Source organism: Bacteroides sp. 1_1_14, from assembly GCF_000162515.1.
GTDB classification, from domain to species: Bacteria; Bacteroidota; Bacteroidia; order Bacteroidales; family Bacteroidaceae; genus Bacteroides; species Bacteroides thetaiotaomicron.
Map to the genome: position 1 here is coordinate 262,884 of NZ_GG774711.1, position 18,210 is coordinate 281,093.

General features: G+C 44.5%; 15 protein-coding genes, 1 tRNA gene and 3 pseudogenes. 11 read left to right on the forward strand and 8 right to left on the reverse strand.

The genetic code is table 11. The annotated features are described in order from the left end of the window. The first annotated feature begins 2 nt into the window (after nucleotides 1-2). Genes HMPREF9007_RS03255 through HMPREF9007_RS03240 form a run of 4 tightly spaced genes read left to right on the forward strand, consistent with a single transcriptional unit; the run spans nucleotide 3 to nucleotide 2,254 of the window. On the forward strand, nucleotides 3-338 hold the full coding sequence (locus tag HMPREF9007_RS03255) for a hypothetical protein (protein WP_008763370.1): 336 nt from the start codon (nucleotides 3-5) through the stop codon (nucleotides 336-338). A 7-nt stretch (nucleotides 339-345) separates the two neighbouring features. Next, on the forward strand, nucleotides 346-1,140 hold the full coding sequence (locus HMPREF9007_RS03250; RefSeq protein ID WP_008763371.1) for a Rossmann-like and DUF2520 domain-containing protein: 795 nt from the start codon (nucleotides 346-348) through the stop codon (nucleotides 1,138-1,140). After that, nucleotides 1,121-1,642: an HAD-IIIA family hydrolase gene (locus tag HMPREF9007_RS03245; protein ID WP_008763372.1), complete on the forward strand. Its 522-nt coding sequence runs from the start codon at nucleotides 1,121-1,123 to the stop codon at nucleotides 1,640-1,642. Before HMPREF9007_RS03250 ends, HMPREF9007_RS03245 begins: the two co-directional genes overlap by 20 nt. A 30-nt stretch (nucleotides 1,643-1,672) precedes the next feature. Beyond that, complete coding sequence (locus tag HMPREF9007_RS03240; protein WP_016267006.1) at nucleotides 1,673-2,254, forward strand: Maf-like protein; 582 nt, start codon at nucleotides 1,673-1,675, stop codon at nucleotides 2,252-2,254. Here HMPREF9007_RS03240 and HMPREF9007_RS03235 read toward each other — a convergent pair. The 7 genes and pseudogenes from HMPREF9007_RS03235 to pheS form a co-directional block, all read right to left on the reverse strand. Continuing rightward, complete coding sequence (locus tag HMPREF9007_RS03235; RefSeq protein WP_008763374.1) at nucleotides 2,249-4,453, reverse strand: tetratricopeptide repeat protein; 2,205 nt, start codon at nucleotides 4,451-4,453, stop codon at nucleotides 2,249-2,251. The genes HMPREF9007_RS03240 and HMPREF9007_RS03235 overlap by 6 nt on opposite strands. 48 nt (nucleotides 4,454-4,501) lie before the next feature. Further along, nucleotides 4,502-5,544 (reverse strand): annotated as a pseudogene (locus tag HMPREF9007_RS03230) (porin). A gap of 11 nt (nucleotides 5,545-5,555) precedes the next feature. Next, a pseudogene (locus tag HMPREF9007_RS03225) lies at nucleotides 5,556-6,526 on the reverse strand (ABC transporter substrate-binding protein). An 88-nt stretch (nucleotides 6,527-6,614) separates the two neighbouring features. Continuing rightward, nucleotides 6,615-7,874, reverse strand: coding sequence for a phosphoglycerate kinase (locus tag HMPREF9007_RS03220; RefSeq protein ID WP_008763375.1), 1,260 nt, complete (start codon nucleotides 7,872-7,874; stop codon nucleotides 6,615-6,617). 93 nt (nucleotides 7,875-7,967) lie between these two features. After that, nucleotides 7,968-8,644, reverse strand: a pseudogene (gene nth, locus HMPREF9007_RS0125450) (endonuclease III). Further along, on the reverse strand, nucleotides 8,641-9,840 hold the full coding sequence (locus HMPREF9007_RS03215; protein WP_008763377.1) for an MFS transporter: 1,200 nt from the start codon (nucleotides 9,838-9,840) through the stop codon (nucleotides 8,641-8,643). Before HMPREF9007_RS03215 ends, nth begins: the two are co-directional and overlap by 4 nt. A 147-nt stretch (nucleotides 9,841-9,987) precedes the next feature. Beyond that, a complete protein-coding gene (gene pheS / locus HMPREF9007_RS03210; protein ID WP_008763378.1) occupies nucleotides 9,988-11,007 on the reverse strand; it encodes a phenylalanine--tRNA ligase subunit alpha in 1,020 nt (339 codons plus the stop codon). Between the two features lie 121 nt (nucleotides 11,008-11,128). Here pheS and HMPREF9007_RS03205 point away from each other — a divergent pair, with 121 nt between their 5' ends. The 3 genes from HMPREF9007_RS03205 to HMPREF9007_RS03195 all read left to right on the forward strand — a co-directional run bounded on the left by HMPREF9007_RS03205 (nucleotide 11,129) and on the right by HMPREF9007_RS03195 (nucleotide 13,343). Beyond that, complete coding sequence (locus HMPREF9007_RS03205) at nucleotides 11,129-12,181, forward strand: energy transducer TonB (protein WP_008763379.1); 1,053 nt, start codon at nucleotides 11,129-11,131, stop codon at nucleotides 12,179-12,181. 62 nt (nucleotides 12,182-12,243) lie between these two features. Then, nucleotides 12,244-12,456, forward strand: coding sequence for a hypothetical protein (locus HMPREF9007_RS03200; protein ID WP_008763380.1), 213 nt, complete (start codon nucleotides 12,244-12,246; stop codon nucleotides 12,454-12,456). 110 nt (nucleotides 12,457-12,566) lie between these two features. Further along, a complete protein-coding gene (locus HMPREF9007_RS03195; RefSeq protein ID WP_008763381.1) occupies nucleotides 12,567-13,343 on the forward strand; it encodes a Cof-type HAD-IIB family hydrolase in 777 nt (258 codons plus the stop codon). Nucleotides 13,344-13,431: 88 nt separating this feature from the next. On the opposite strand, the gene HMPREF9007_RS03190 is transcribed toward HMPREF9007_RS03195, so the two are convergent. Beyond that, nucleotides 13,432-13,505, reverse strand: a tRNA-Ala gene (locus HMPREF9007_RS03190). 120 nt (nucleotides 13,506-13,625) lie between these two features. Between HMPREF9007_RS03190 and HMPREF9007_RS03185 the strand changes: the two genes are divergently transcribed. The 4 genes from HMPREF9007_RS03185 (at nucleotide 13,626) to HMPREF9007_RS03170 (ending at nucleotide 18,072) form a co-directional block, all read left to right on the forward strand. Next, the gene (locus tag HMPREF9007_RS03185) at nucleotides 13,626-13,928 is read left to right on the forward strand and encodes a DUF4286 family protein (RefSeq protein ID WP_008763382.1); all 303 of its coding nucleotides are present in this window, start codon (nucleotides 13,626-13,628) and stop codon (nucleotides 13,926-13,928) included. Next, on the forward strand, nucleotides 13,925-14,491 hold the full coding sequence (ruvC, locus tag HMPREF9007_RS03180) for a crossover junction endodeoxyribonuclease RuvC (RefSeq protein ID WP_008763383.1): 567 nt from the start codon (nucleotides 13,925-13,927) through the stop codon (nucleotides 14,489-14,491). The genes HMPREF9007_RS03185 and ruvC overlap by 4 nt, the downstream gene beginning before the upstream one ends. A gap of 83 nt (nucleotides 14,492-14,574) precedes the next feature. Further along, on the forward strand, nucleotides 14,575-16,581 hold the full coding sequence (gene pulA / locus HMPREF9007_RS03175; RefSeq protein WP_008763384.1) for a type I pullulanase: 2,007 nt from the start codon (nucleotides 14,575-14,577) through the stop codon (nucleotides 16,579-16,581). 36 nt (nucleotides 16,582-16,617) lie between these two features. Continuing rightward, on the forward strand, nucleotides 16,618-18,072 hold the full coding sequence (locus HMPREF9007_RS03170; RefSeq protein WP_008763385.1) for an ATP-binding cassette domain-containing protein: 1,455 nt from the start codon (nucleotides 16,618-16,620) through the stop codon (nucleotides 18,070-18,072). Nucleotides 18,073-18,210 lie beyond the last annotated feature (138 nt).

Sequence of the window (18,210 nt, forward strand, 5' to 3'; positions counted from 1 at the left end):
CGATGGGAGCTGTCAAAGCAAATAATAATAAAGATACTTATAAGGCTACTGCCGTCGCTTTTATTGTTATCGGAACTCTTTTCCTGATAAATAAACTGCTCCCCTTTGCTTCTATAGGTTTGCCTTGGGTGATGAATAAGGACAATTTGTTGTTGTATGCCTCTATCAGTTTTCTTATTTTCAAGCGTGACAAGTCGGTCGGCTTTGTGCTGTTGGGACTGTGGCTGGTAATGAATATCGGTCTGGTAATGTCATTGCTCGGTTCCTTGTCCGGTTATCTGTTGCCATTGGCACTGTTGATCATCGGAATTATTTTATTTTGGGTTTCAAAACGTTAAAGAAACAATGAAAAGAAGTATTGAAGATACGCCCGTTGTGTTTCTCGGTGCCGGAAATCTGGCAACTAATCTGGCGAAAGCGCTTTACCGTAAAGGATTCCGTATCATGCAGGTGTACAGCCGAACGGAAGAATCGGCTCGTACGTTAGCCAATGAAGTGGAAGCGGAATATATCACTGATTTAAAAGGCGTATCGAATGAAGCGAGATTATATATTATTTCATTGAAAGATGCCGCTTTCGTCGAACTGTTACCTCAGATCACTGATGGGAAGCAGCATGCGCTGCTGGTACATACGGCAGGTAGTATCCCGATGAATATTTGGGAAGGTCATGCGGAACGCTACGGAGTATTTTATCCGATGCAGACGTTCAGCAAACAACGTGAAGTTGATTTTCGGGAAGTACCTTTCTTTATTGAAGCAAAAAGACCGGAAGATGCCGAGCTGCTGAAAGCGGTTGCCGGTACGCTCTCTGATAAGGTGTACGAAGCCGATTCGGAGCAACGCAGAAGTCTTCATCTGGCAGCCGTCTTTACCTGTAACTTTACCAACCATATGTATGCTCTTGCCGCCGAATTGCTGGAAAAATATCATTTGCCATTTGATGTCATGCTTCCCCTGATTGACGAAACGGCACGCAAAGTGCATGAACTCGCTCCTCGTGATGCGCAGACCGGACCGGCTGTACGCTATGACGAGAATGTGATGAATAAGCATCTTTCTATGCTGGCAGACAGTCAGGCATTGCAGGAAATTTATAAATTAATGAGTAAAAGTATCCATGAGCACCATCAATTATGATCTATCCCGCATCAAAGCGCTGGCTTTTGATGTTGACGGAGTATTGAGTTCGACAACAGTCCCGTTGCATCCTTCCGGAGAACCGATGCGTACGGTGAATATTAAAGACGGTTATGCTATTCAGCTGGCAGTAAAGAAAGGACTCCATATTGCTATCATTACCGGTGGACGGACAGAAGCGGTACGTATCCGGTTTGCAGCATTGGGTGTGAAGGATCTGTATATGGGGTCTGCAGTGAAAATTCATGATTACCGTGATTTCCGCGATAAATACGGTCTGTCTGATGACGAAATTCTGTATATGGGCGATGATGTGCCTGATATAGAAGTGATGCGTGAGTGCGGGTTGCCTTGTTGTCCCAAAGATGCAGTTCCGGAAGTTAAGTCGGTTGCAAAGTATATATCTTATGCCGATGGCGGTCGTGGCTGTGGACGTGATGTGGTGGAACAAGTATTGAAAGCTCATGGCAAGTGGATGGCGGAAGATGCTTTCGGCTGGTGAGTTGTAAATCACTAAATGATAAATAAAACTATGCTTGGAAATTTAGATAAATATCAGATTATATTAGCCTCCAATTCTCCCCGTCGGAAAGAACTGATGTCAGGCTTGGGAGTGGATTATGTGGTCAGGACATTGCCGGATGTGGACGAATCATATCCAGCCGATTTGGCTGGTGCTGCGATTCCGGAATATATCTCCCGCGAAAAGGCGGATGCTTACCGGAGTATTATGCAACCGGGGGAACTGTTGATTACGGCAGATACGATTGTCTGGCTCGATGGTAAAGTGCTTGGAAAACCGGAAGGTCGGGAAGGGGCGGTTGAAATGCTCCGTTCTTTGTCCGGTAAGTCACATCAGGTCTTCACCGGTGTTTGTCTTACGACTACTGAATGGCAAAAGAGCTTTACTGCTGCATCCGATGTGGAATTTGATGTTTTGTCCGAAGAGGAAATCCGGTATTATGTGGACAAATATCAGCCTATGGATAAAGCGGGAGCGTATGGAGTGCAGGAATGGATCGGATATATAGGGGTAAAGTCTATTTCGGGCAGCTTTTATAATATAATGGGACTCCCCATACAGAAACTGTACGGGGAGCTGAAGAAGTTATAATAAATCCAGCATTAACGGGATGTCCTCTTCTTGAATACCTTGTTTGAGAAGAGCTTCCTTGTCTTTCCGAAACATCTCCAGAAAGCGTTCACGGTTTCCGTTGGCTGTGATTGACTTGCCGTACAGGGCGGCCGCTTTCTGAATGTCTCCCATTGTCCATGCGACGTGTCCGGCATTCATATAGTCGATAGCCAGTGGCTTCTGTTCAATGATCTTTTCGTAATATTTCATGGCTTGTTCGTATTTCCGGCTGATGAATGAACACCATCCGATGCCGCGCCATGCTTTTATGCAATTACTTTCGAGGAAATCCAGTTTGAAAAAGTAGTTGGCAGCTTCTTCGTATTGTCCGAGTTCGGCCAGGCAACTGCCGATATGGAAAATAACATTGGTATCTTCCGGTGTAGCTTCTTCCACCTTTTTATAATAGCTCAATGCAGCCTGATAATTTCGGTTTAACCGGTAACAGATAGCCAGATGGCGGTTGTTCCAGATGTTATCCGGTTTCAGTGTATCCGCTTTCAGATAAGCATCGATCGCTTCTGCATACTTCTTGTTTTTTTGCAGAGCATATCCCAGTTTCTGATAATATTCCGCACCTCTTCCCTGAAGTGCTCCGATCGTTTCCATTTCCTCGTACACTTCTATTGCCTCATTCCAGCGTTCTTTCTTTAAATAGAAATCTGCGATCGGGAACAGGATATCTTCACTATATAATACGTTACTAAGTGCAGGAATGTGGTGTAAATCGAGTTTCTCCTTAAAGATATCCCTAAACTCATGGCGGCGTACACTGAGTTTGAAGAAACGGTACAGGTCATGCAGATATTGATTGCTGACGGTTCCCGGTCGCTCATTGAATTTCTTCATTGTTTCCGCACTCGACTTTTCGGACAGCTCTGCCACTTGCTGTTCACCGAGCTGGCTTAGCATCATGTCTTGCTGCGCCTTTGGCAACTGCCGGATCGTAAAGAAGAGTGAATACTTATCACTGTTACTGAAAAATCCTGATTGAAGAATTAAATCCAGCAATGTATTTTTCTCGTTACCTTCCTGTTTCAGTTGCTTGATGACATCGGATTGCTGCTTGCTGAACGGGTAAAACCAATTCTGTACTTCCCGGAAGAACGGATAACTTTTCAGTGCCGCAAATGTACTCATATATACGTCGGCTCCTTCCAGTTGCAGTTCATTCATTTCGCGCAACTTGTCTCCCAGTCCTGATTGTTCGAAAGCGTCCGCCCAATCCGGATTCTTGTCATCGTTCTCATCCTCATTCTCCTCAAAGCCGAATCTCATGTTCCGCATGGACGAAACATTCTTCAACATTTCAGGAATAATTTCCTCTCTCATTTTCTTGTCTATCTTTTCCGTTTCCTGGCATAGTAGCATTTGGCGATAGATACGTGCCACATCCTCTTTGAATGGAGGAATCTCATCCATGAGGTCGACTCTCTTGACCAGATCGTTGTAGAGTGAAAGACGGTTCCTGTAGATATGGAAAATGAAAATGACACCTACCAGTGCACGTTGACCGGCATTGACATCCGGATGGCGGTAAGCATCCAGCAACCACATGATTTTACGCAGGTCAAAACATTCCATCAGACTTAATGTGACAGCACTGATAAACAGGCACAGATCATTCACCGGAAGAAGTTCGGAGGTAAGCATGGATTGTGCATCCTCTTCCTCTTCGGGAGTCCATGCACTATTGGTCCATGTTTGCAGAAACATATATTTAAGTGTTTCTTCATGCCGTTTCAGTACCTCGTCCATCTTTTCGTCAGACAGCAGTCCACTGACTGCCAAGTCGTCATTGAATGACTCCAGCATGTGCAGCAATTTTTTGAGTGTATATGCTGACAGACTTTCCGGTCGGGGAGTGCGGCGTACCTCATGATAATATCTTGATGAAGCATTGTCCAGCATAAGCAGGCGCGAACGGTCGGCTATTTCCCAGGTATCAGCTACGAGTTTTCTGTATACATTCCAGCGTTCTGGGTCGTTTGCGCCTTGGCGCATATACTCCAGCATATACTTGTAGGAGGTTTGCAGCTGCTCCAAGCGGGTACGTAAATCCCAGTCCGGACATTGCCAGAGCAGGGATTCCAACTGCATCAAAGCTTCTTTAAGTCTTTTTTCTTCAAGCAGAGAGCGTATATAGGTGTATTGTTCATTAATCGTTTTTTCGTTCATAATGGTTCAATTATTTATAGGTAATAGAACAAAAAGGATGCCAAAAAGTTAGAATCTGACTTGCACCTGTGCTTGTATCAGATTAGAATCCTTTTGTCCGTCTCCTTTTTTATCACAAAAAGTGTATTGTGCCTGCACACGGCATCTGGGATAAAACCAGTATTGCAGTCCGGCAATGTAATTATTTTGTTTGAAATCTGCCGCTTTGTTCGGATTGAAATAATCGAAAGAGGCGATAAAGTCGAAATTTTGTAATAAACGTACGCTGCCTGTCGCATAGAATCCTTCGCTTTTTACGTTTCTGTCTTTTCCTGCAAGATATTCCGTACGGAAGTTGAATGCGGAAGTGGCAACAACACCTCCCAGGCTCCAGCGTTTCTTGGCGTAATTTTCTCCTGTTTTGATTCCCGAATATTGGGAGTCACCTATGGCGTGTCCGGTTCCCCGAATGAAAGATCCTCCTACAGACAGCCATTTGTTAGGATACACCATCAGGTTGCCGACTACATCTTTCTGACTGTTTTTGTCTTTGGTGTTTAATCCCTGTCCGTTCATGACGGCAAACTTGTATTGCAGGAGATCATGAAATAGTTTTCCATGAATCATCATACCGATGTCTCGTCCGGAAGTCATTCCATAACATTTGTCACTGCCGCTGACTCCTGCCAGATAACAGACTGACTGAGAATAGCAGTTGATCAGCTCTACCGTTGTGGGAGACAGTTCGTTTCAATGGTGTAAGGAACTTTAAATTCTCCGATACGTGCTGTAAGTCCGGAGAGGATCCGGTAGTCTGTATATACTTCGAGCAGCATACCACCGTTGTAGAAATCATACATGAAATCGCATGTCCATCTGTCGGTGATTTTACCGTGTGCCATGAAGATGATCCGTTTGATGTCGAATGTATTGTCGGGATTGGCGGCATCGTCGTATGTATAGCCCAGTTGTGCATAACCGGCAAGACTGATTCGTTCTTTCAGTGTATTGACTACTTGATTCAACGGCGTTTTCTCCTGTGCGGTGAGCGTATTCTGCATACTAAGCAGGGTGAACGCGATCATTGAGAGTCGAAAGAGTGTTTTTCGCATGTGATTAGTTGTTATTTGATTGTTGTTGAATTTGTTTTTGTAAAAGTTGTATCTATCAGATTTTTGTATCCGGAATATGTCTGAGATATCCGGTTATTTGTTTTCAGCCATGTTACTGCTTTATCCAGGGCATCGGCTGAGGGGCGCTCCGCTTTTCTGTAAACAGGGAGTGCAATGAGGCCGGTCAGGTTTTCCGGAACGCCGATCTCTATCAATACCTGTTTCCATTCTTTTTGCGAGTGCATTTTTATATAGTCTATTCCCAGATTATATCCGGTGATTAATAATTCGATTTCTCTTCTTTTTTCGTTGATGGCTTCTCGGGAGAAAGCGGTGACAGTGAAATCAATTCCCAATTCCTGTGTGCTGATCAGAGACCGGTGACGGGCATTCATTGCGATGGATGCGGCAGGGTCGGGGAGGAAGGATGCGTCAATCTGATCGTATTGCAGCATTTGCAGGCGAAGAGGGAGCTGGGCGATTTCCGGTTTGTTCACTTCTGCCTGACTGATTCCCGCTTTGTTCAGTAGCTGTCCGGTTGCATACTCGATAATCGTATTATGTGAAACAGCTATATTTTTTCTTTGAGTTCCTGAAGTTGGTTGATACCGCTTTCTTTGGAGACTATAAAACAGAAATAACCGTCATGTTTCAAAATGATTCCTAAGTCGGTATGGTGGATAGCCTGTAGAGTTACTGCACTGGGATAGTCGGTGATCATGCCATCCAGTGATTTGAACTGGAACGCTGCGTCGCGGTCATAGGCGGAATTGAAAGAAAGGATGGTTAAATCCAATCCCAGCGAATCGTAGATTCCTTGTGCTTTAGCTATGTGAAAAGGCAGTCCGTCCAGAGTCGGGAGCATTCCCAGTGTGAGTGGTTGTAATTCTGTTGAAGGTATAAAGACGCTTTCTCCTTTTTTTCTTTGGCAAGAATAAAGGAAGAAAAGGAGGATACAGAATATGAGTGCTGCTCTCTTCATGCCTTAGTTGATGGGTCAGATATAAATAAGGGCAACTCTTTTCACAAAGAACTGCCCTCGTATCTAAAATTACATTGTTATAAATTCATTATTCATTAATGGCAGCGATACCCGGAAGAACTTTTCCTTCGATTGCTTCGAGCAATGCGCCACCACCTGTAGAAACATAAGATACGCCGCTAGCCAGACCGAACTTGTTGACACAAGCTACAGAGTCACCGCCACCCACAAGTGAGAATGCACCGTTCTTGGTTGCTTCAACGATAGCTTCACCTACTGTACGTGAACCGTGAGTGAAGTTTTCAAATTCGAATACACCTGTAGGACCGTTCCAAAGAATAGTTTTGGATTCTTTGATTACGTTAGCGAAGATTTCTTCAGTCTTAGGACCGATGTCAAGACCTTCCCATCCGTCAGGAATTTCATCAACAGCGCAGAACTGAGTGTTAGCGTCGTTAGAGAAAGCGTCAGCGATCTTAGCGTCAACAGCCAGTACAAGGTTTACACCTTTTTCTTTTGCTTTCTTGATCAGATCCAAAGCCAGGTCAAGTTTGTCGTCCTCACAGATAGAGATACCGATTTTACCACCCATTGCTTTGGTGAATGTATAAGTCATACCACCTGCGATGATCAGGTTGTCTACCTTATTCAACAGGTTTTCGATGATTTCGATTTTAGAAGAAACTTTAGAACCACCCATGATAGCAGTGAACGGACGTTGGATGTCGTTCAATACTTTATCAACAGCTTTTACTTCTTTCTCCATCAGGTAACCGAACATCTTGTTGTCAGTGTCGAAGTATTTAGCGATCAGAGCTGTAGAAGCGTGTGCACGGTGAGCTGTACCGAATGCGTCGTTTACGTAGCAGTCAGCGTAAGAAGCCAATTTCTTGGTGAATTCTTTCTGGCTTTCTTTGACAGCCTTCTTTGCAGCAGCCTTTTCTTCGTCTGTGGCATCTTCAGCCAAACCTCTTGGTTTGCCTTCTTCCTCAGCATAGAAGCGAAGGTTTTCGAGCAACAGAACTTCTCCCGGTTGCAGAGCAGCAGCTTTTACAGCGGCTTCTTCGCCCATGCAGTCGTTAGCAAACTGAACTTCAACGCCCAGCAGTTCAGACAGATGTTTGATGATATGTTTCAAAGAGAATTTGTCGGCAACGCCTTTCGGACGGCCCAGGTGAGAACCGATGATGATGCTACCGCCGTCAGCCAAAATCTTCTTCAAAGTAGGAAGAGCTGCACGCATACGAGTGTCATCTGTAATGTTGAAGTTTTCGTCCAGGGGTACATTGAAGTCCACGCGAACAAATGCCTTTTTACCGGCAAAATTGAATTTGTCAATTGTCTGCATAATACTCTATTTTTATTTAAAAGTGTTTTTAATATTCTCTTTTTTGATCGACCGCAAAGTTACTATTTATTTCGGTTCCTTGCTATTAAATCGTTATTTATTCTTGGCTTTTGGTGCCTCTTTTGTAACTTTATAAGTGTTACAGAAATATTTGCACATCATTTGCAAACCGCAGGTGTCACATTTCGGCGTACGTGCCTGACAAACATAACGACCATGCAGAATAAGCCAGTGATGGGCTATGGGTATTAATTTTTCCGGAATGTTCTTCACCAGTTCTTTCTCTACGCTGAATGGAGTCGTACAACTATCCGGCACCAGTCCGATGCGGTGACTGACACGGAAAACGTGGGTATCAACCGCCATCGCTGCTTTGTTGAAAACGACGGACTGAATCACATTGGCGGTCTTTCTTCCTACACCGGGAAGTTTGATCAGGTCATCCATGTTGTCGGGCACTTTGCTGTTGAAGTCATTAACCAGCATTTTAGCCATTCCTACCAGATGTTTGGCTTTGTTATTCGGATAAGATACGCTCCGGATGTATTCGAAAATAACTTCAGGCGTACTGGCTGCAAGAGCTTCCGGAGTCGGGAAGTCCTTGTAGAGAGGCGGAGTGATCATATTTACTCGTTTATCCGTACATTGTGCAGAAAGGATTACAGCGATCAGTAATTCATACGGATTATTGTAATGTAATTCTGTTTCGGCTACAGGAACATTTGCCTGAAACCATGCGATTACTTTTCATAACGTTCTTTCTTTCTCATCTTAACTTGTTTTTATGGTAGTGAGGCGTTACTTTTAATTTGAAATAGACAGCGGAAACTACTGTCAGGCAGGCACCGAAAAGATATGCTTTGTCAAACGAACAGATTTCGGCTATATATCCTCCGGTCAGCATACCGATACCAATTCCTACATCCCATGAGGTCAGGTAGGTGGAAGTAGCTGTTCCCCGTTGGTTGTTGGGGGCAAGGTTTACGAACAGAGTATTGAATGCCGGAAACATAATTCCGAATCCGATTCCCATCAGCAGGGCAATTCCGAAAAAGAGAATGGTGCAGGCGGCATCATTCCATTGAATCAGATATACACAGGATGCGAGCAGGAAGAAACTTATTATAACCAGATTGAGTCCGGCGGCAATTACTTGGGTTATCTTTCCCCGGTCCACCAGCTTTCCTGAGAATATACGGGAAATGGCCATACCGATCGCCATAAAGGTAAAAAAGAAACCTGTTTGTGTATGGATTCCTATTTCGCGGGCATACATGGCTACATAATTGGTGGTCATTCCGTAGGGGATGGAGAGTAGCAACAGGCTGAGTCCCGCAGGCATTCCTTTTAATAAAATGAAACGGTCGAGTGAAATCGGTTCACGCTTTACCGGTGGTTTATAAGGTGTTTTCACCAGGCTTGCGGACAGGAATCCCAGCATACAGGAACCGAGTGCATAGCAGAATATTGTAGCGAAAGAAACCCCTCCGTCATGTAAAAACAGTCCGAACATCGGTCCGATGGACATGGCGATATTATTGGTCAGTCCATAATAGCCCAGCCCTTCACCTCTGCGGGAAGAGGGCATAATGTCAATGACTACTGTATTTCCACCTACCGTGACCATGCCGAAAGAGACTCCATGAATAATTCGGAATATAATAAATAGGGTAAGCGAGCCGGCGATAAGATATCCCGCAAACATCAGCATAAAGATGAAATAAGCGAAAAGATAAAGCGGCTTACGGGCAAACGTATCCAGCAGATAGCCGGAAAACGGACGGATGCAGAGTGCAGCTACCGTATAACAGGAAAGCACGATGCCGATAGTGGAATTTCCTGCCTGAAAGAACTCGGATAAATAGAACGGCAAAACAGGAATCAGCAACCAGAAACCGAAGTAGAGCAGGAAGTTGGCTGCCAAGATGAAACAATAACCGGGAGTAATGAGTCTATCCTTTGCCATAATAAGTGAACGTTCAATTTGCTGATCGGAATGGTGATAAGCCATCCCGTTTCAGTGTAATCGGTATATTGATTAAATGCCAATGTCCCAATTACCATCAGATGGTTTTATTGGCACATTGGCATACTGGTAAATTCTGTGCTCTATTTAATATGCCGCTTCGAATTCTTTTAAGAAGCGTGTATCATTTTCGGAGAACATACGGAGGTCTTTCACCTGATATTTCAGGTTCGTGATGCGTTCGATACCCATTCCGAGAGCATAACCGCTGTATACTTTGCTGTCGATGCCGTTTGATTCGAGTACGTTCGGGTCTACCATACCGCAACCGAGGATTTCCACCCAACCGGTATGCTTGCAGAACGGACAACCTTTACCACCGCAAATGTTACAGCTGATATCCATTTCAGCACTTGGTTCTGTAAATGGGAAATAAGACGGACGCAGACGGATTTTGGTGTCTGTGCCGAACATTTCTTTGGCGAAGAGCAGCAATACCTGTTTCAAGTCGGTGAATGATACGTTTTTGTCTACATACAACGCTTCTACCTGATGGAAGAAACAGTGTGCACGGTAGCTGATAGCTTCGTTACGGTATACACGTCCCGGACAGATGATGCGGATAGGAGGTTTGGAAGTTTCCATCACACGGGTCTGTACAGAAGAAGTATGAGTACGGAGTACTACATCCGGATGAGCTTCGATGAAAAATGTGTCCTGCATATCGCGTGCCGGATGATCTTCGGCAAAGTTCAGTGCCGAGAATACATGCCAGTCGTCTTCGATTTCCGGACCTTCGGCGATGCTGAATCCCAGACGTGCGAAGATATCGATGACTTCGTTTTTTACAATTGTAATCGGATGACGTGTACCGAGTTCAATCGGATAAGCCGAGCGGGTCAGGTCAAGACCGTCGCAACTATTATCCTGGCTCTCGAACTGTTCCTTCAACGCATTGATTTTGTCCTGCGCTTTAGTTTTCAGTTCATTCAGTCTCATGCCGACTTCTTTTTTCTGTTCGGCAGCTACGTTACGGAAATCCGCCATCAAATCGTTAATGGCTCCCTTCTTACTCAGGTATTTGATGCGGAGAGCTTCGAGTTCTTCGGCATTGGAGGCATGCAAAGCTTCCACCTCTTTCAGAAGTTGTTCAATCTTAGCTATCATATTTTTGATGTATTGTTATTCAGTTTCTTAGTAAAAACCGTGCAAAGATATAATTTTATCACGAACCATCGAAATAATTTGTATCTTTGTTGCCGAATGTACCGAAAATCGGGGAACACTTATGAAAAAGATTGTTATTTCTCTTCTGCTATTGACTTTATCGTTTCGCCTGTCAGCTCAGATCGACTATCTGGAGCCGGTGAAGCCTTTTGCTACCTATACGGGTGAGTTGGGTGAGTATTATCGAAATGTCTTTTCTTTGCTTAATACAGGTTTTCAACAGCGTCCTTACGCGCGTTTTGTAGCCATTCCTTCTTTTTCACCGGAATATGCAATGTCGGTAGAGAAGAAGAACGGACGTTGTCTGTTGATTGCGAATACTTTGTCGCGTACCTATTGGCAGGCAGAGAAAGGAACGGTGAAAGTGGAAACTAAATCAGTGGAGATCAGTCAGTCCTTATACCAGTCTTTGGGGGCTATCGCCCGTCTGGTAACCAGCCAGATACAGGATTTGGACGGTTCGACAGCCGGACTGGATGGAGTTGTTTATTACTTCTCATCGACAGATGCGAAAGGAAAAGAGATGATGGGACGGAAGTGGTCACCCATGAAAGGTACTTTGATGGAGCGGCTTGTGTTGGTTTGTCAGTCGACTTACATGTTTTCTCAGGGAGAAAATATTTCGGAACAAGCATTGGCGGAGGAAGCAACCGCTTTACTGAAAGAGCTGGAGCACCGTACCAAAGAACAGCCGGACGCTCACAAAAAGCCGATGTATGTGGGGATTTATTCTGTTGGTCCGAAGCTCAAAACGCATTCGGGAAAGCAAATTGAAGAATTACCCTGCTTGGCTGATGTTTGTGTACGGGAATATGTAGCCGGACAAATGATTTATCCTGCGGAATTGCTTAAAGACAATGTCTCGGGATATGCTTTGTGTGAATTTACTATAGATAAGGAGGGAGTGATTCTTCGTCCTCATATATTAAAATCGACTCATCCGGAGTTTGCAGAAGAAGCTCTTCGCATTGTGAAGGAAATGCCAAATTGGACACCGGCACTGGTGGGAGGCAAGGCGGTTGAAAGTGATTATACCCTTTATGTCCCTTTCCGTCCCCAGTTGTATAAAGAACAGTTGCAGATACGCGAACGCGAGTTGTCCAAAAAACATTAACGCCCGGAACTTTTCTCTTTTTATATTGTATTATCATTGTAACCAATAAAAAAAGAGAAGATATGGATGATATGATTAACAGACACGATTCGATTGCCGAAGAAAATATCGAACCGAATGGCCGTCCGGCTAAGAACGAGTTTGAAGAATGGAGCACTGAAGTTACCGACCGTGCAGACAATGTATTCAAAGGTGATACGAAAGACGGTCCCATCAAGGATCGTGAGAAACGAATAAAAGAAATGGATGAAGTGATAAAAGAGGACCTTGAATAAAGGTCCTCTTTTATTGTATGTATGATATCTTTTTTAACACGATCTCGTGCTTATCGTTGTATGCCATGAGAAACTTTTCAGTAACTTTGTTGCCTAAAAATATAGATAGTATGATAAAGGCATTATTGCTTGATGTAGATGGAACTTTGTTGAGTTTTAAAACTCATAAGGTATCGCAATCCTCTATGGATGCTCTTAAAAAAGTACATGATAGTGGAATTAAGATCGTGATTGCTACCGGTAGGGCGGCAAGTGATCTTCATGAGATTGACGCTGTGCCGTATGATGGAGTTATCGCACTTAATGGAGCAGAGTGTGTATTGCATGACGGAAGTGTGATAAGAAAAGTAGCAATACCTGCACAGGACTTTAGAAAGTCAATGGAGCTTGCACGGGAATTTGATTTTGCAGTCGCTCTCGAATTAAATGAAGGTGTATTTGTCAATCGCCTTACCCCGACTGTCGAACAGATTGCCGGAATTGTTGAGCATCCTGTTCCGCCGGTTGTCGACATCGAAGAGATGTTTGAAAGAAAAGAGTGCTGTCAACTTTGTTTTTATTTTGATGAGGAAACGGAACAAAAAGTAATGCCGCTTCTGCCGGGTCTTTCCGCAACACGCTGGCATCCTTTATTCGCTGATGTTAATGTAGCAGGGACAAGTAAGGCAACTGGTCTCTCGTTATTTGCCGATTACTACGGGATTGAAGTTTCTGAAATAATGGCGTGCGGTGATGGCGGTAATGATATCCCCATGTTGAAGGCCGCCGGAATAGGAGTGGCGATGGGAAATGCGTCCGAAAAAGTTCAGTCAGTTGCCGACTTTGTCACTGATACGGTGGACAATAATGGACTTTACAAGGCTTTGAAACATTTCGGGGTAATATAAATGTCTTAATGAAGCTTGGCTACAAAGCCAATCACAGGTTTAAAATAAAAAAAAGAGTAACTTATCATAAGTTACTCTTTTCATTTTGTGGAGCGTATCGGACTCGAACCGATCACCTCGACACTGCCAGTGTCGCGCTCTAGCCAGATGAGCTAACGCCCCATTTTTATGCCACTGATATAACGTTTGTCAACGTTTTGCTTTTGTTGGCGCAAATATAATGGAATATTCTGAAATAATTGCTATGTTTGCGGAAAATAATTTATTGAAAGGACAGATGATATGCTGATTTATAATACAACTTTTCAGGTGGACGATGCTGTTCACGATAATTTTTTGATTTGGATAAAGGAAAACTATATACCTGAAGTACAGAAACACGGGACGTTGAAAGCACCGCGTATCTGTCGGATACTGAGTCATCGGGACGACGGAAGTTCTTATTCTCTGCAATGGGAAGTAGAGAGTAGTGGATTGCTGCATCGCTGGCACATGGAACAGGGAGTGCGGCTGAATGACGAACTTACGAAAATATTCAAGGATAAAGTAGTCGGTTTTCCGACATTGATGGAGATAGTAGAGTGATTCAACCGGTAAAAGAAAAGATTATTTTGGGTATAGACCCCGGTACGACCATCATGGGATATGGAGTCTTGCGCGTGAAAGGGACTAAGCCTGAGATGATCGCGATGGGAATTATCGATTTACGTAAATTTGCCAATCATTATCTGAAGCTGCGGCATATTCACGAACGGGTATTAAGTATCATCGAAAGCTATCTGCCTGACGAACTGGCTATCGAAGCTCCTTTTTTCGGCAAGAACGTACAGTCCATGTTGAAGTTGGGACGTGCTCAGGGAGTGGCGATGGCAGTGGCATTGAGCCGTGATATTCCGATCACAGAATATGCTCCTTTGAAGATCAAGATGGCTATAACCGGAAACGGACAGGCATCAAAGGAACAAGTAGCGGATATGCTGCAGCGTATGCTGCATTTTCCCAAAGAAGAGATGCCTACCTTTATGGATGCGACGGACGGTTTGGCGGCAGCCTATTGTCATTTTCTGCAAATGGGACGTCCGGCAATGGAAAAAGGATATAGCAGTTGGAAAGATTTTATTGCGAAAAATCCCGATAAAGTAAAATAAACCCGCAATGAAAGGCTGGGAGTGAGAAAAGTAATAAATAAGTAAGTGCGAAGGTAGTGTGAGTACCGCAGGGGAGGTTTAGTATGAAAATGGGAACCAATTATTTAGCGATATTAGGGGTGACTACGGTGACGACAGTAATGAGTTGTACTACTGCGAAAAAGGAATATATGTCTTATGAATTATATCCGGTCCGTACAGGAAGTCTGATTGAAATGGAGTATACACCGGAGGCAACGAAGTTTACTCTTTGGTCGCCTACGGCAGATGAAGTACGTCTGATGCTTTATGAGGCAGGCGAGGGCGGACATGCCTATGAAACGGTAAAGATGCAGTCGGGGGAAGAAGGAACCTGGACAGCTGTGGTAAGTAAGGACCTTATTGGCAAGTTCTATACTTTCAATGTGAAGATCGATGACAAGTGGCAGGGAGATACTCCCGGAATAAACGCCCGTGCTGTCGGAGTAAACGGGAAGCGGGCCGCTATTATCGACTGGCAATCCACCAATCCGGACGGTTGGGAGAGTGACACCCGACCTCCTTTGAAGTCTCCCGCCGATATGATTATTTATGAGATGCACCACCGTGACTTTTCGGTCGATTCTACTTCAGGAGTGAAGAATAAAGGAAAATATCTGGCACTGACCGAACATGGAACGATGAACTCCGACAAGTTACTGACAGGTATCGACCATCTGATCGAACTGGGCGTGACACACGTGCATCTGCTTCCTTCTTTTGATTACGCTTCGGTAGATGAAACCAGACTGAATGAAAATTCGTACAACTGGGGATATGATCCGCAAAACTATAATGTACCCGATGGTTCCTATGCCACTGATCCCTATCAGCCCGCCACTCGTGTGAAAGAATTCAAGCAGATGGTACAGGCACTGCACAAAGCTGGTATCCGTGTGATAATGGATGTGGTGTACAATCATACATTCAATATCGATGAAAGTAACTTCGAGCGCACCGTTCCCGGTTATTTCTATCGCCAGAAAGAAGATAAAACCTTGGCAAATGGCTCAGGCTGTGGTAACGAGACTGCCAGCGAACGCCTTATGATGCGTAAGTTTATGGTAGAATCCGTCCTTTATTGGATAAAAGAATATCATGTTGACGGCTTCCGGTTCGACTTGATGGGAATTCATGACATAGAAACGATGAACGAGATACGGAAGGCTGTAAATGCGGTCGATCCTACCATTTGCATTTACGGAGAGGGGTGGGCTGCCGAGGCGCCTCAGTATCCGGCTGACTCCTTGGCAATGAAGGGAAATATAGCACAGATACCTGGAGTTGCTGTCTTTTCTGACGAGCTGCGTGACGGGCTTTGCGGACCTGTAGGCGATAAGCGCAAAGGAGCTTTTCTTGCCGGAATTCCGGGAGGGGAGATGAGCGTAAAGTTCGGCATAGCAGGCGCTATCGAGCATCCGCAAGTACAGTGCGATTCGGTTAATTATACTCAAAAGCCGTGGGCGAAACAGCCTGTGCAAATGATCAGTTATGTTTCCTGTCACGACGGGCTGTGTTTGGTAGACCGACTGAAGGCAAGCATGCCGGACATCACTCCCGAACAACTTATACGTCTCGATAAACTGGCACAGACTGTGGTCTTTACTTCACAAGGTATTCCGTTTATTTACGCCGGAGAAGAAATCATGCGTGATAAGCAAGGCGTGGACAATAGTTATAAGAGCCCGGATGCAGTGAATGCCATCGACTGGCGGCGCAAAACTACCAACGGAGATGTCTTCATGTATTATAAACGATTGATCGATCTGCGTAAATCTCATCCGGCCTTCCGCATGGGAGATGCAGGACAGGTTCGAAAACATCTGGAATTTCTTCCTGTGGAAGGAAGTAACCTGATTGCTTTCCGTCTGAAAGACCATGCAAATGGAGATCATTGGGAAGATATCATCGTCGCATTTAATTCTCGTCCTACTCCTGCCAGGCTTACTATTCCGGTTGGTAAATATACAGTGGTATGTAAAGACGGAGTGATAGATGTACGTGGATTAGGCATACAAAACGGACCGGAAGTTATTATTCCCGGTCAGTCAGCTTTGATTTTATATAAGTAAATTCAGTCTTTTGATAATCGAATAGAATAGAAGAATATGATTCAGAATACATTCAACATGGCGGGGGGCGTGGCACGCAACCCGCTTGTGCGTTTAGCTGCACCCATCACGGCAACGATTTCAGCCGGAGAACACATTGCAATTGTAGGGCCCAACGGGGGAGGAAAAAGTCTTTTTGTCGATACGCTGATCGGTAAATACCCATTGCGTGAAGGGACGCTGCAATATGACTTTTCTCCTTCTGCCACCCAGACCGTCTATGATAATGTGAAGTATATCGCTTTCCGTGACACTTATGGGGCTGCGGATGCTAATTATTACTATCAGCAACGCTGGAACGCCCACGATCAGGACGAAGCGCCCGATGTTCGTGAAATGCTGGGAGAAATTAAGGATGAACAACTGAAACAAGAACTATTTGAACTTTTTCGCATAGAACCGATGCTTGATAAGAAAATAATTCTTCTCTCCAGTGGCGAACTGCGTAAGTTCCAGCTGGCCAAAACTCTGTTGACAGCTCCCCGCGTATTGATTATGGATAATCCGTTTATCGGGCTGGATGCACCTACCCGCGAGTTGTTGTTCTCTTTACTCGATCGCTTGACAAAGATGTCGTCCGTACAGATTATTCTGGTATTGTCAATGCTGGATGATATTCCTTCATTTATTACCCACGTAATTCCTGTGGATAAAATGACGGTGTACTCCAAAATGGAACGTGAGGCCTATCTGGAAGCTTTTCGTTCTAGGGATGTAGCTGTTTCTTTTGATGAGTTACAGCAACGTATCGTTGATTTGCCCTATGGTGGCAATAATTACGATTCTGATGAAGTGGTCAAATTGAATAAAGTCAGCATCCGGTATGATGACCGCACTATTCTGAAAGAGCTCGACTGGACGGTGCGACGTGGTGAGAAATGGGCATTGAGCGGTGAAAACGGAGCCGGAAAATCTACTTTGTTAAGCCTTGTCTGTGCGGATAATCCACAATCATATGCTTGTGACATCAGCCTTTTCGGGCGGAAGCGGGGTACAGGGGAGAGTATTTGGGAAATTAAAAAGCATATTGGCTATGTAAGTCCGGAGATGCATCGTGCTTATCTCAAAAATCTGCCGGCTATTGAAATCGTGGCCAGTGGGCTTCATGACAGCATCGGGCTGTACAAACGTCCCCAGCCGGAACAAATGGCCATCTGCGAATGGTGGATGGATATATTTGGTATTGCGGAATTGAAAGACAAACCTTTTTTGCAACTTTCCAGTGGAGAACAACGGCTGGCACTGCTGGCACGTGCTTTTGTGAAGGACCCGGAGCTGCTGATTCTGGATGAACCGCTTCACGGTCTGGATACTTACAACCGTCGTCGGGTAAAGAAGATTATTGAAGCTTTCTGCCATCGCAAAGACAAGACGATGATTATGGTGACTCACTACGAATCAGAGTTGCCGGGCACTATTACAGACCGTATTTTCCTGAAGAGAAACCGATGAAATGGACTGTTGTCTGAAAAATAATGTTTGGCTCTGCCATTCTGAATATAATGAAGGATGACAGAGCAATTTAAAAAAGATTTTTTTAATTAATTGGATGGGTGAACCAAAAGCAGGACCCTTTTCCTGGTTCTGATT